Here is an 11,703-nt window from a genome sequence, read left to right as displayed (position 1 = left end):
GACGTGTCAGCGACTCCCTGCTGGCAAAAACAACAGGTGGGAGTCACCAACGCCGAGGATAGGAGTACCGGCGGTTTGGCACCGCCAGTCAGCCACCGACCACGATGACAGGGTTAGACGGGGTCCCGCAAAGTGGCGGAGTCATGGTTGTGAACCTGAAACTCCCACCGCTCGGGATTCCTCCGCGTTCACGCGGAGGAGGATGTCAATAGTGACACTCACCGCAGTTTACTACTTCTCGTCCACGTGCCGGACCTCGCTGGCGACGCCGCGCGTCGAGTCGACCATCTCCGGGCCGGACATCTCGGCGCGGCCGACCGCGAACGCCTTCGGCCCCTCGATGACGACCTCGTCGCCGACGCGGATGTCGTCGTCCGCGTCGACAACGCCGGGCGCCAAGACGGAGCCGTGCGGGACGAACGGGTCGATCTGGACTCGCTTGGCCGGGGCGTCGCTCTCGACCCAGTGGCGCGCGCCGGCGAGGGTGAAAGATAGTGTGCCGTACTGCGGCACCATCGTCGCGAGCTGTTCGCCCGGCTCGCCCTCGCGCCCGGCGTCGGGGTCGTCGCCCCACACTTGGAGCTTGGGGTAGCGACCGGTGGTCTTGATTTCGGCCTCGCCCGGCCCGCCGAACAGGTCGTCGCCGGCGCCGTCGCCGAGCAGGTAGTCGGCGAGCGCCCGGACCGTGTTGTGCTCGCGCTCGCGCTTGCTGTAGGCGGGCTCTCCCTGCAGGGTCGCGTTCAGCTCCCCGAGCGACTCGTCGCTCGTCGGGTGACCGACGCAGGTGTACTCGAAGGGCACGTCGACCGCGGGGTCGCGCTCGACGCGCTCGCAGATCTCGCGGTAGCCGCCCTCGGGGACGTGCGCGATCACCCGCGAGTAGTCGTTCCGCTTCAGGTACCGGCGGAGCACCTCGGCGACGAACCCGATCTCGTCCTCGCTCCAGTCGCCGGTGACGACCGCGTCGTAGTGCTGGGCCGGGTAGGTCGTCTCCAGCTCTTGGGGGACCACGCCGATCGGTGAGGTCATCGAGACGGTGTGGCCGCGCCACTGGATCGCGTCGTGGAACTGGCCGTGGCTCTGGGAGTCGCTGTACGGCTTGGTGGCCGAACAGGGCACGAAGACGAGCGGCTGGTCGGTGAACCGATTCCGGTACCGGCTCGTCACGCGGTCGGCGAATCGCCGGATCTCGACGCGGTCCAGCGTCTCCGCGGTCGCGGCCGTCACCTCGGCGTCGCGCATGAGGGGAGTCCGCTCTTCGAGGTACCCCCACTGGTCGTCGAACTCACGGAACGCCGCCGTGAGCCACTGCTCGTGACGGGTTTGGCCCTCGATGTAGTCCCGGAGCCGACCCGCACGGATGCGCTCTCGGACGCGACGGAGCTCCGCGCGGAGCGCGATCACGTTGTGCTCGGCGCAGTCGGCGCGGGTGAACTCGTCGCGGGGTGTCGCGCAGGCGGGACAGGCGCAGGGGAGCTCCTCGAGGTCCTCGAGGAAGTGCTCGGCGTCGGCGGTGAGGTATCTCCCCTGCGTCCCCTTCGTCCGGGCCAGCGTCGCGTCCACGAGGTCGACGCCGGCGTACGCGAGGAGCGCGACGTTCAGCGGCGTGGCGACCCCGGAGAGGAACAGCGCGGTGTCGGCCGGCAGCGCCCCCTTCGCCGAGAGGATCGCGTCGCGGAACGCCTCGCCGTGGCCGACGAACCCGGACGCGTCCGAGAGCAGGTACGCGTCGGCGCCGACGTCGCGGGCGCCCTCGCTGTCGACGACGGCCGCCGAGGGATAGTCGACGTCCGGGTGGTCGACCGCGAACGACTCGCGGACCTCCTCGCGGGTCCCCGCCGGGAACGAGCGGTGCGGCAGGACCGTGAGCGACGCGTCGTCGCCATCGGGGACCTCGCGGTCGCCGGCCCAGAGGCTGCCGGCGTCCTCGAGGAACGGGTCCGCGAGCGCGGGCGTCGTCACCGGCTCGGCGAGTCGCAGCTCCCCGAGTCGGGCGGCGCCGTCGCGCTCGTGGACCTCGAAGTGGTCGGTCATACTCCCCCTCGCGCGGGGACGGTCAATTCTCTTGTGTTCCGCGCCGCAACCGTTAGGACGGAACCGGCCGAAGGGATCGCATGGACCCGTCCGGCCCGTGGGACCGCGACCGCGTCGACGAGTTCCTGACCGACGCGCGCGTGCCGGTCCGGCTCGGCTGTCGCACTCCCGCGGACGACCCGTGGATCGTCTCGCTGTGGTTCTCGTGGGACGGCGCCCTCCACTGCGCGACGAGCGCCGACGCCGACCTCGTCGCGTTCCTCGCGCACGAGAACCACGTCTCCTTCGAGGTGTCGACGAACGACCCGCCGTATAAAGGCGTCAGGGGCCGCGGCCGCGCGACGGTGTCGCCGGACGAGGAGAAGGAGCTGCTCCGCTCCCTGTTAGACCGGTATCTGGACGGCGTCGACAACCCGACCGGCGACCGGCTCCTCCGCCCGGATCGCGAGGAGGTCCGGATCCGGATCGAGCCCGAACGACTCCACACGTGGGACTACTCGGAGCGAATGGGATCGGCTGACCGGTAGCGCCGCGCGCGCCGCGGACTGCGGGGTGTGGCCCCGCAAACGCCGCTACTCCGACCGCCCGAGCGTCCGCAGGTCCTCCGTCTCGACGCGGTCGGGGACGGCGTCGAGCGCCGTCTCGGGCCACCCGTCGTGGCCGAGCGTGATCGCCGTCTCGGGATTCGCCTCTGCGAGGGCTGCGACGCCTTCGGCCGCGGCGACCTGCGCCGCGTCGTCGAGTCGCTCGGGGACCTCCGCGGTGAGCGGATACGTCTCCGAGAGCGCCCGCGGGAAGGGGCCGAAGGGCGGTTTCACGCGCCACACCGCGTCGTAGTCGTGCGTCGACGGCGCGTTCGACTCCGTGAGCAGCAGACGGTCCGGGACCTCCAGTCGCGCGAGGCGGTCGCGGTGACGCCGGATCTCCGGGCGCCGGGCCGACTCGTGGGAGGTGTAGAAGAACGCGTCCTTCGACACCGGGTCGGTGCGCTCCAGTTCGTTCGCGTGGTCCAACAGCGCGCGGTAGCCGTCGAGCATCGCGGGGTGGCCGCGGGCCCGGCGGTCGACCAGGTCGAGGAGCGTTCCTGACCGGATCGCGGCCTTCACGCGGCGGAGCTCCTCGAAGGTGACGTGGAGGTTGTGCTCGGCCAGCAGCTGCCCGGCGGACGCGTCGGCGTCGGGATCGTCGTCCAGCTTCCGGAGCTCCGCCGGAGTGTGCTCGGCGCAGACCGGACACGAGCAGGGGAAGTACTCCATCTCCTCGAGGTGCTCGGTCCCGGACACCGTGAGGTAGCGCCCGTCGCGCGCCATCAGCGCGTAGGCCGCCGAGTCGAACAGGTCGCAGCCCGCGGCGACCGCCAGCGCGAGCATCATCGGGTGGCCCGCGCCGAACAGGTGGACGGGAGCGTCCGGGTCGAGCCCGCGCTTCGCGGCCCGCACCGCCTCGACGACCTCTGCGTAGCGGTAGGAGTTGAGGAGGGGAACCATCGCCCCGACCGGGAACACGTCGAGGTCGGTGGTCGTCGCGTGTCGCCCCGCGGCCTCCCGGAGATCCGGGAACGTCGACCCCTGCACGGGGGCGTTGACGAGCATCTCGCCCGTCGCCGCGGCCTCGGCGTCCGCGAGGGCCCGCTCCGTCGTCTCCAGCTCGCGCTCGGCGCGCTCGCGGTCGACGTCGGGCGGCGTCGGCACGTCGACGGGCGTCGCCACGTCACTCCCGATCCGCCGCTGGAACTCGATTATCTCCTCGGTGGTCACGTCGATGTCGCCGTACTCGGCGAGCTGGAACGAGCCGGAGTCGGTCATGATCGCGCCGTCGAACCCGAGGAAGTCGTGGAGCCCCTCGCCCAGCACGCGGTCGCGGATCCGGTCCGTGCTCCGGATGATGTAGGAGTTGGTGATCAGCATCTCCGCGCCGAACTCCCCGCGGAGCCGCGACGGCTCGACGGTGAGCACGTTGGGGTTGACGACCGGCAGCAGCGCCGGCGTCTCGACCGTGACCCCGGCGCGGGGGACCTCCAGCCGGCCGATCCGCCCGGCGGCGTCGTGGTCCCGAACCTCGAAGTGATCGCGCATACCCGGACTGCGCGGACGCGGGCGGTAAGGGTTGCGTTCGGGGGCGACGCGAGCGGCGGGCTCAGGCCGTCCGGCCTACAGCCCCGTCGGGTGACTCACGTACTCGGTCTCCAGCCCCCACTCCGCCGACAGCGACTTGAGGGACCGCACCCCGAACGTCTCCGTCGCGTAGTGGCCCGCGAGGAACACCGTGATCCCGGCCTCTCGCGCCTCGTGGTACGCCTTCCCCTTCCCCTCGCCCGTGATCAGCGCGTCGGCGCCCGCCTCGACCGCCTCGTCGAGCCAGTCGACGCCCGAGCCGGTGACGACGGCGACGCGCTCGATCTCGTCGGGCCCGAAGTCGAGTACTCGCGTCGGAGACGCCTCGCCGTCCGGCTGCCCCTCGAAGTCGTCGAGCGCCTCTCGGATCGACTCGGCGGACCGCGGCGCGTCGAGCCCGCCGATCGTCCCGATCGTGACCGGTCCGATCCCGCCGAACGGCTCCCGGTCGTCGAGCCCGACTGCGCCCGCGACGCCGGCCGCGTTGCCGAGGTCGGCGTGACCGTCCAGCGGGAGGTGCGAGACGTACAGGGCGAGGTCGCGCTCGATCAGCGCCTCGACCCGGTCGTACGTCGACCCCGTGAGGCGGTCGAAGCCTCCCCACGAGATCCCGTGGTGGACGACGAGGACGTCGGCGTCCGCCTCGCCGGCGGCCTCGATCGTCGCCTGCGCGGCGTCGACGGCGAAGGCGACGCGCTCGACCTCGGCGTCGTCCGGACCGATCTGTACCCCGTTCGCGCTGGCGTCGACGTCGGCGTACGCCGCCGTGTCGAGCTCGTCGTCGAGACGTCTCGCGTACTCGGAGAGCTGCATACCGACGGCTACACGCGGATCGGAATAAAACGCGGCGGACCGGACCGACGACGGGGCGCGGTCAGTCGTCCAGCTCTTCGGCGATCGACCCCGGGTGGCCGTCGAGTTCGGGAACGCCCTCCTCGCCCGCCGACTCTCTTCCCGGACTCTCCGGCGGGGCGTCGAACTCGGGGTCGAACAACCGGAGCGCGGTCCGAATCGTCTCCCAGTCGTCCTCGCCGGCGGCGTCCCGTAGCGAGCTGGTGGGCGCCGCGAGCAGCTGGCCGACCAAGGCGTCCGCCATATCTGCGACGGTCTCGCGCTGCTCCTCCGTCAGATCGCCTTGCGACTCCAGCTTCGAGATCGCGCGGTCGACCTCGCGGCCCTTCACCCGGTCGGCGCCCGCGTACATCGCGGAGATGGCGTCGTCGGCGCGCTTGCGCTTGTACGCCTGCAGGATGCGATCGAGCTCCTCGTCGATGATCGCCTCGACGTCGCGCGCCTCCGCCTCGCGGCTCTCACGGGTCTGCTCCGTGACGTCCTCTAACGCGTCGATGTCGTACAGCGTGAGTCCGTCTCGGTCGGCGACCGCCGGGTCGACGTCACGGGGTTGCGCGATGTCGATGCAGACGAGCCGCCCCGCGTCCGCGATGTGGTTCGGATCGATCACCGGATCCGGGCTTCCGGTCGCGGTGATCACGAGGTCGGCGTCGGGAACGACGGCCGGCAAGTCGGCGAGCGACACGGCCTCGGCGGGCGTGTCGATCTCGCCGGCGACGAACTCGGCGTTCGGTACCGTCCGATTCGCGACGACGATCTCGGAGACGGCGGTGTCGTCGAGCGTCCGTGCCGCGAGCGTCCCCATCTCGCCGGCGCCGATCACGACAGCCGACCCGTCGGTGAGGTCGATCTCGGTCGCGGCCAGCCGGACCGCGGCAGAGCCGAGCGAGACGACTCCCTCGTTGATCGATGTCTCGTTGCGCGCGCGCTCGCCGACGTGGAGCGCCTTCGTCACCGCGTCCTTCAGGACGGGGCCGATGCCGCCCGCGGATTTCGACTCCTCGTACGCCTCCCGCAGCTGACCGATGATCTGGTCCTCGCCGAGCACGAGCGACTCCAGCCCGGAAGCGACGCGCATCAGATGTTCTAAGCTCTCCTCGTGGTCGAGCCGGCGGACCGCGCCGCCGCGGATGTCGGGGGCGAACGACGCCAAGGCGTCGGCCCCGTCGACGGTCCGGTCGGTGACGACGAACGCCTCCGAGCGGTTGCACGTCTGAAGGGCGAACGCCTCCTCGACACCGTCGCGCGCGAGCAGGTCCGAGACGGTGGCGCGGACGCCGTCGCCGCCGGCCGACTCGATCTCGTCGACCGTCGCGCGGGCGTGGGCGACGCTCACGCCGGCGATGGCTCCCGTCTTCTTCATCGGTTGAGTACCTCCTCGATCACGGAATACGCCTCTTGTCGACCGTTGGCTCTCCCCTTTTGTAAACCCTTCCAAACCCCTTCGGATCGCACGACGCGACGGATCGCCGCCCGGCGCGTCTCGGGATCGATCCCCCGCTGTTTGAGATCCGTGCGGAGCTCTCCGGACAGCTCAGCCATCGCGCCCGCCCCGTCGATCTCGGCCTCGACGCGCTCTCTGAGCGCCTTCGCGAGCGCCGGACTCGCACCCCCCGTCGAGAGCGCGATCCGGACCGGATCGTCCTCGACGGTCGCCGGCACGACGACGCTCCGGGCGTCGCGCGAACCCGACTGGCCCGCCGCCGACACGTCAGTCCGGTTAACGAGCAGGTCGGCGTCGAGCGCGGCGGCCTCGGCCGCGGCGTTGACGGCGGCGTCGTCGGTGGCGGCGACCACGAGGGCCGGGTCGAGCCGGTCGATCCAGCCCTGGACCGCGGCGGCGTCCGGCGCGGAGCGGATCAGTTCCACCGCCGGGCCGTTCGCGCCCCCCGGGTCGCTCCTCCCGTTCCGGTCGTCTTCCCCCGCGAGGTCGACGAGCCGGTCGTCGAACGCCGGGCTCACGACGACGACGCGGGCCTCGTCGGCGAAGCGCGACGCCTTTCGCGCGCCCACGGCCCCGCCCCCGAACACGAGTACCGACTCGTCCGTGAAGTCGTGGTACAGCGGGATCACAGCCGCCACCTCCGGGTCGCAGTACGGCTGATCACGCCGTGTTGCTGTCGGCGCGGTCGGCGATTCGGATCCCCGTCTTCTTTAAGATCCGCGTCGAGAACAGGGTGTCCCAGTCCGCCGACCCGACGTCCCAGTGCTCGTCCATCAGCTCTTTCACCTCCGCGATGCGGCGCTCGCTCTCGGCCTCCGTCCGGCCGTGCGTCATTGCGAAGAAGTTGTACTCCCAGACGCCCGCGTGGCGCGGGCGCTCGTAGCAGTGGGTGACGAAATCCAGCGCGGCGATCGCCGGCCCGACCTCGTCGAGGGCGTCCTCGGGCACGTCCCAGACCGTCATCCCGTTCTCCGTGTACCCGAGCGCGTAGTGGTTCGGGATGACGCCGACGCGGCGCACCTTCCCCTCCCGCTCGAACCGCTGTATCGTCTCGATCACCCAGTCGACGTCGGCGTCGATCGCGGCCGCCACGTCGGCGTACGGCGTCTCCGTGATCGGGAGCCCCCCCTGGATCTCGACCACGAGGTCGCGCTCGGCGGGCGTGAGCGCCCCCCGCTCGCTCGGCGTGACCGCGGGGCCGAGGTCGGACAGGTCCACGTCGCCGTCGGAGACGGGGCCGTCGACGAGGAACCTCGCGCCGACGTGGAACTCCCGGAGCTTCGGCAGGTTGTACGTCTCCTGTCCCGTCGCCGCCTCGATCTCCGCGAGCACCTCCTCGACGCGGTCGCTCCCGTCTTTGTCCGGGTCCGGGTGGTCGGCGACGCTCACCACGAACCACATGTTGAGGTGCGGGTGCTCGCGCTCGTAGTTGTGCGCCACCGCGGTGAACTCGTTGACGATCTCCGCGATCTCCTCGTAGCGGTCCTCCGGCGCGTGCATCGCGACGAGCGACGCCGCCCCGCCGATCTCCTCGGCGTTGACGAGCGCGCCGAACCGCGAGAGGATTCCCTCCGCGTCGAGTTCGCGCACGCGCTCGCAGAGCTCGGCCCCGGTCACGTCGACGCCGTGCTCGCGCAGCGCCGCCGCGGCCGGCTCGAAGGGCCGCTCGGTCACCGGGAACCCGCCCTGGAAGGCGTTGATGATCCCGCGGTCGAGCGCCGTCAGATCCGCGTCGACCTCTCTCATGCCTCCGGGTCGGGTCCGAGCGAGAATAAGCGATCCGACCCGCGGGCGCGCCTCCCCATCTCCCCCGCGGCGATCTCAGCCGTCGAGGTCGCGCGCGATGTCCGCGAGCGACGACGACGGCCCGCGGGTCGCCTCGTACACGACCCGCTCGCCGGGGATCCGGAGGCCGTACAGCCCTCCGGACACGACGACATCGAGGACGACGCTGTCTCCCGGCTCTCGGCCGTTCGCGTCGAGCCACTCCGTCAGGCGGTTCTCGCCCTCGCCGGTCTCGCGCGCGAGCCGTCGGTTGTCGAACGCGCCGCGGATCAGCCGCCCGGAGCTGTCGGCCGTCACGGGCGCGTAGTACTCCTCGCGGTCGACCACGACCCGGGTCACGTCGCCGGCGCCCATCGCCAGTGACTCGCAGGTCCCGGACTCGACGCGGCCGTGGAGCTCGTCGTCCTCGGGGATCCGCACGCAGGGACGGCGAGTGCCGCCGCTCCGGGCGAGCGAGACGCGAATCGAGGCGACGCCCTCGTCGTCGGAGGGGACGCGGGGCATCGAAAAGGGGCGCTTACTCCTCGTCGCCGTCGTCGGCGTCCTCGCCGAGCGCGGCGGCGACGTCGTCCCCCTCGACGACCGAGACGTTGATCTGCGCGACGTCGTCGTCGATCTCGCGGCCGCGGACGGTGATCCGCTTGCGCTCGCCCTCGCGGGACGGCTTGAAGCCGACGCCGCCCTCGAGGAGGAGTTCCTTCAGGCGGGTGCCCGAGACGTCCTCGCGCATCGGGCGGCCGGTCTCGTCGGACCCGCCGGTGATCGCGATCGTGTGCTCGGAGAGTCCGACGGCGTCGCCGCCGATCTCGTCGCCGATCTCGCGACCGAGGAACCGGTTGGCGTCCTGTCCGTCGACCTCTCGCTGGAACGTCTCGCCGCTCTCGGGATCGGCGATGACGACTTTGAATTCGGCCATGGGCGAACCGAGACCCCCGCGAATAAAAAGCACGTCGAAACCGCGATCCGGCTCCGATCGGGGCGCGGACCCGGTTCGGCGGAGAGATTCCGCTCCGAAGCCGACTCACCGATCCGCGTTCATCGGTCGGCGCCGACCCGTTCGACCCGCCGCGACCCGTCCCCCCATGGCCCGTCGACGAATGCGTCCTCCAGCGCCCGAGCGATCCGATTCGGATTGTCGGGTCCGCCGGCGGTCGCGACGCTACCGACCGTTTCGGGGTCGAACCGCACGCCGAGCGCGTCGTAGACCGCCTCGCTGACACCGGCGACCGCTCGCGCGTCGGCGGGCGAGACGACGACGCAGCCGGCGACCAACGCCGCCTCCGCGCGGACGCGCTGGGCGATCCCCGACACCTTCCCGCCGCCGGCGACGCGTACGGAGTGGTCTCCCGAGCAGAACGACGCCGGCGGCTCGCCGGCGGCGACGTCGGCGCCGAGTCCGCGGAACGACCCGATCACCGTCTCGACGGCGCGGTCGTATCGCTCCGCGATCGACCCGCGCGAGCCGCCCCCTGCCGGATCGCTCCCCGCCGGATCGCCTCCGTTCAACGGGATCGCATGCGCGAACGCGAGCGTGTCCCCGGCGTACGCGACGGCCCGTCCACCGACGTCGCGCTCGATCGGGCGAAATCCGCGGTCCGCGGCGATCCGTTTGGCCCGCGCAAACCCGTCGGCACGCGCGTCCCGGCGACCGAAGGCGACCTGCCGAGGCGGCGTCCACACGCGGATCCCGGGCGTCCCATCTCCCGCGGCCGCGAGCAGCCCCGCCGTCCGCTCCCGGTCCGCGTCGGGATCGTCGTCGGCCCCCCTGAGCACGCGCATACCGACCTGCAGGACGGCAGCGGACAAGCCGGTTTCGGCCGAACGGGGGCTCCCCTCCCGTGGCCAGCGCTCCGCGGACGGCGGCCGCCCCGGCGTATGACACAAGCGTTTTGCCGACCCTCGGGCTGTGTGATATATCGATGAGCGACCTCGGCGCGCTCCCGGTGCGAGCCTACCTCGCAGCCTGCCTGCTGGCCGGGATCATCGGCCTGTGGCTCGGCCGGGTCGCGTGGCGGGACCGCGATCAGCCGGGCGGGACCGAGGTCGCGCTCTACCTGCTGTGCGGGGGCGGAATTTCGCTTCTGTACGGCGTCAGGGTCGCGAGCGCGAGCGAGCTGGTGATGACGGTCACGCTCAACCTCGCCACGCCGCTCGTGGCCGCCGTCCCCGGTCTCTGGACGGCGTTCACGCTCGCGTTCGCCGGGCACGACCAGTGGCGGACGGAACACCGGACCGTCGCGCTGGCGACGCCCCCGTTCGCATGGGTCCTGCTCGCGTGGTCGAGCGCCACGCACGGCCTCTCCCGGCGGTCGCTTGCCGCGGTCGTCGAGGGGCCGTTCACCCTGCTCTCCTTCGAGTTAGGTCTCGCCGATATCGGGTTCCTGCTGTACGCCTACGCGCTCTGCGTCGTCGGCGTCCTCGTCGTCGTGGACCTGTACCAGCGGACGGGAAACCGGTACCGGCTCCAGACGTTCGTGGTCCTGCTCGGGACGCTGTTCCCGTTTCTCGGCGGGATCGTCACCGTCGTACATCTGGGCAGCTACGCGAACCTCGCGTGGTTCCCGTCGGCGCTCGTCGTCCACGGCGTCTTCCTGTACGGGACGGTGTTCTGGCTCGGGACCCTCGACGCCGCGGTCGTCGCCCGCGACACCGCCGTCGAGGTGATACAGGACCCGGTTATCGTGGCGGGCTCCGACGGCCGGATCCGCGACCTCAACCCGGCCGCCGAGGAGCTGCTCCCGCCAGACGCGGTCGGCTCGTCGCTCTCGGCGGTGTTCCCGCGGCTGGAGGTGGGCGTCGAACGCCCGATCACCATCGGCGGGCGGCAGTTCGACGTTCAAGAGGACCCGATAACGGACCCCCGCGGGACGGACCGCGGTCACGTGTTCCTGCTCCGCGACGTGACAGAGCGCGAACGGCGACAGACGGAGTTGGAGCGCCGCGAGGCGGAGCTAAAACGCCAGAACGAGCGGCTGGAGGACTTCGCCGGCGTCGTCTCCCACGATCTCCGGAACCCGCTCGCCGCGGCGACCGCCGCGGTCGAGCTCGCGCGTCACGGCGACGGCGACAGCGACGACGCGCTCGATCGGGCGGCGAACGCCCACGAGCGGATGGACGATCTGATCGAGGGGCTCCTCTCGCTGGCGACCGCGGGCCGGTCGGTCGACTCCGTGGAGCGCGTGTCGCTCGACGCGACCGCCCGGCGGGTGTGGTCGCGGCTCGAGACCGCGGACGCGAGGCTCTCCGTCCGGGGCCCGGACGCGACCGTCCTCGCCGACGGTGACCGGCTCGAACAGCTGCTCTCGAACCTGTTCCGCAACGCGATCGAGCACGGCGGCGACGATGTCGCGGTGCGCGTCGAGATCGACCGTCGCGCGGACGGCGTCGCGCTCGCCGTCGCCGACGACGGTCCCGGCGTTCCCCCGGAACAGCGCTCCGAGGTGACCGAGCGCCTGTCGCTTGTACAGAGCTCCG

11 protein-coding genes are annotated in these 11,703 nt (G+C 71.6%); 2 read left to right on the top strand and 9 right to left on the bottom strand.

Annotation, left to right across the window (positions count from 1 at the left end; all coding sequences use genetic code 11):
* Positions 1-231: 231 nt before the first annotated feature.
* Entirely contained in the window at positions 232-2,034 is a 1,803-nt protein-coding gene (gene arcS, locus OQF71_RS11515) for an archaeosine synthase subunit alpha (protein ID WP_280587837.1), read from the bottom strand.
* An 80-nt stretch (positions 2,035-2,114) separates the two neighbouring features.
* Between arcS and OQF71_RS11510 the strand changes: the two genes are divergently transcribed.
* Positions 2,115-2,561 carry a pyridoxamine 5'-phosphate oxidase family protein gene (locus OQF71_RS11510; protein ID WP_280587836.1) on the top strand — a complete coding sequence of 149 codons (447 nt, stop codon included), beginning with the start codon at positions 2,115-2,117 and terminating at the stop codon, positions 2,559-2,561.
* Positions 2,562-2,606: 45 nt separating this feature from the next.
* On the opposite strand, the gene tgtA is transcribed toward OQF71_RS11510, so the two are convergent.
* From tgtA to OQF71_RS11470, 8 genes are all read right to left on the bottom strand, one after another.
* Positions 2,607-4,109 carry a tRNA guanosine(15) transglycosylase TgtA gene (gene tgtA, locus OQF71_RS11505; RefSeq protein ID WP_280587835.1) on the bottom strand — a complete coding sequence of 501 codons (1,503 nt, stop codon included), beginning with the start codon at positions 4,107-4,109 and terminating at the stop codon, positions 2,607-2,609.
* Between the two features lie 75 nt (positions 4,110-4,184).
* Entirely contained in the window at positions 4,185-4,961 is a 777-nt protein-coding gene (locus OQF71_RS11500; RefSeq protein ID WP_280587834.1) for a Nif3-like dinuclear metal center hexameric protein, read from the bottom strand.
* Between the two features lie 61 nt (positions 4,962-5,022).
* Complete coding sequence (gene hemA, locus OQF71_RS11495; RefSeq protein ID WP_280587833.1) at positions 5,023-6,363, bottom strand: glutamyl-tRNA reductase; 1,341 nt, start codon at positions 6,361-6,363, stop codon at positions 5,023-5,025.
* Positions 6,360-7,073, bottom strand: a complete 714-nt coding sequence (locus tag OQF71_RS11490; RefSeq protein ID WP_280587831.1) for an NAD(P)-dependent oxidoreductase — start codon at positions 7,071-7,073, stop codon at positions 6,360-6,362. Before OQF71_RS11490 ends, hemA begins: the two co-directional genes overlap by 4 nt.
* Positions 7,074-7,104: 31 nt before the next feature.
* Entirely contained in the window at positions 7,105-8,190 is a 1,086-nt protein-coding gene (locus OQF71_RS11485; RefSeq protein ID WP_280587830.1) for an Lrp/AsnC family transcriptional regulator, read from the bottom strand.
* A gap of 75 nt (positions 8,191-8,265) precedes the next feature.
* A complete protein-coding gene (locus OQF71_RS11480; protein WP_280587829.1) occupies positions 8,266-8,733 on the bottom strand; it encodes a hypothetical protein in 468 nt (155 codons plus the stop codon).
* A 13-nt stretch (positions 8,734-8,746) separates the two neighbouring features.
* Complete coding sequence (locus tag OQF71_RS11475; RefSeq protein WP_280587827.1) at positions 8,747-9,145, bottom strand: 30S ribosomal protein S6e; 399 nt, start codon at positions 9,143-9,145, stop codon at positions 8,747-8,749.
* Positions 9,146-9,264: 119 nt separating this feature from the next.
* Positions 9,265-10,008, bottom strand: coding sequence for a lipoate--protein ligase family protein (locus OQF71_RS11470; protein WP_280587826.1), 744 nt, complete (start codon positions 10,006-10,008; stop codon positions 9,265-9,267).
* 140 nt (positions 10,009-10,148) lie between these two features.
* On the opposite strand from OQF71_RS11470, the gene OQF71_RS11465 reads away from it, so the two are divergent.
* The coding region (locus tag OQF71_RS11465; protein WP_280587825.1) for a histidine kinase N-terminal 7TM domain-containing protein at positions 10,149-11,703 on the top strand (1,555 nt) is incomplete at its 3' end.

It is taken from the genome of Halorubrum sp. Boch-26 (assembly GCF_029889805.1).
Classification (GTDB): domain Archaea; phylum Halobacteriota; class Halobacteria; order Halobacteriales; family Haloferacaceae; genus Halorubrum.
Note: the sequence above shows the minus strand (reverse complement) of the source record. Positions and strands in the feature narration are given on the sequence as shown.

Bases quoted from the DNA above. Each gene is read 5' to 3' on its own strand.
- OQF71_RS11485 (WP_280587830.1), bottom strand. From the start codon at position 8,190: ATGAGAGAGGTCGACGCGGATCTGACGGCGCTCGACCGCGGGATCATC.
- OQF71_RS11475 (WP_280587827.1), bottom strand. From the start codon at position 9,145: ATGGCCGAATTCAAAGTCGTCATCGCCGATCCCGAGAGCGGCGAGACG.
- OQF71_RS11480 (WP_280587829.1), bottom strand. From the start codon at position 8,733: ATGCCCCGCGTCCCCTCCGACGACGAGGGCGTCGCCTCGATTCGCGTC.
- hemA (WP_280587833.1), bottom strand. From the start codon at position 6,363: ATGAAGAAGACGGGAGCCATCGCCGGCGTGAGCGTCGCCCACGCCCGC.
- OQF71_RS11470 (WP_280587826.1), bottom strand. From the start codon at position 10,008: ATGCGCGTGCTCAGGGGGGCCGACGACGATCCCGACGCGGACCGGGAG.
- arcS (WP_280587837.1), bottom strand. From the start codon at position 2,034: ATGACCGACCACTTCGAGGTCCACGAGCGCGACGGCGCCGCCCGACTC.
- OQF71_RS11510 (WP_280587836.1), top strand. From the start codon at position 2,115: ATGGACCCGTCCGGCCCGTGGGACCGCGACCGCGTCGACGAGTTCCTG.
- OQF71_RS11500 (WP_280587834.1), bottom strand. From the start codon at position 4,961: ATGCAGCTCTCCGAGTACGCGAGACGTCTCGACGACGAGCTCGACACG.
- tgtA (WP_280587835.1), bottom strand. From the start codon at position 4,109: ATGCGCGATCACTTCGAGGTTCGGGACCACGACGCCGCCGGGCGGATC.